Origin of the sequence: Lacimonas salitolerans (genome assembly GCF_042677865.1) — a bacterium.
GTDB classification, from domain to species: Bacteria; Pseudomonadota; Alphaproteobacteria; order Rhodobacterales; family Rhodobacteraceae; genus Lutimaribacter; species Lutimaribacter salitolerans.
The window spans coordinates 1-941 of the sequence record NZ_JBHUDD010000079.1; the positions used below are offsets into that span (position 1 = coordinate 1).

Consider the following 941-nt stretch of genomic DNA (forward strand, 5'->3'; position numbering starts at 1 on the left):
GGCATCACCCTACCGCACAACATCTTGTGCCTCAAGCAAATGACCGGAAACCAAACCACCCACACAAACCGCGAAATAGCCCTTTTTCTACGTAGACAACCTGAAGACCTTCGAAAGCTTCTTTTCGGATCCAGATCACATTGAGGCGGTGACAGCTGCCGGGCATTTGCTCGGGACCACCAAGGCTGTGGCACTGACATAACGCATCATTCTGTCCGGCATCACTTGATCAGGCCAAAAGTCGTCCGCAGTTGGTAGCTCCAATCTTCCCCCACCATAAGGCTCAAATCGTAGAGGCTGACTGCGGACGCCTCGCGTCCGCAGGTCAGCCGCTTCAGCGCTTCGGGCGCAAGATTGGCCAGCCGCAACTGGCGGCTGACATGGCGTTCCGCCAACCCAACAGCCTCGGCCAATTCTTGGATTGTGGCGAACTCACCAGCCTCCATGCGCCGCCGCCAGCCCCACGCCCGGCCGATGGCCCGCAGGATGTGCGGGTCCTGCGCTTGATCCTCACTGGGTCGGTAGTCAGCGGGTGGCAGGATCTTCGGCCGCCCGTTCTTCTTGCGCACGTTGAGCGGGATCAGCACGCGGATCGTATCGTCCGGCTTGGTCATTCTGCAGCCTCTAGCCTGCGGGGCGCGACCATCTCGCGAATGACGCCCGCGATGCCTTCGCGGCGAATGTCGACCTCGAGCCCAGCGTTGGTGACCGTGACGCGCCGCACCAGAAGCTGGATGATGCGGGCCTGTTCGGGCGGGAAGAGTTGCGACCAGAGGGCCGTGAACTCGTGAAGGGCCGCGATGGCGTCTGTTTCAGATGTGTGAATCGGCATGCAAAAGTGACCCACTTGGGTGGGTTATGATCATCTAAAACTGACCCACCTGCATTGTTTGCCGCGCGACAAACAGGCTGAGAATCCAGCGTCAATCAGGATGAGAACG

At 59.7% G+C, this 941-nt stretch carries 2 protein-coding genes; both read right to left on the reverse strand.

Annotation, left to right across the window (positions count from 1 at the left end):
• Positions 1–221: 221 nt before the first annotated feature.
• The gene (locus ACFTOW_RS13325; RefSeq protein WP_379916515.1) at positions 222–614 is read right to left on the reverse strand and encodes a hypothetical protein; all 393 of its coding nucleotides are present in this window, start codon (positions 612–614) and stop codon (positions 222–224) included.
• Complete coding sequence (locus ACFTOW_RS13330) at positions 611–832, reverse strand: hypothetical protein (protein ID WP_379916517.1); 222 nt, start codon at positions 830–832, stop codon at positions 611–613. The genes ACFTOW_RS13325 and ACFTOW_RS13330 overlap by 4 nt, the downstream gene beginning before the upstream one ends.
• Positions 833–941: the final 109 nt, after the last annotated feature.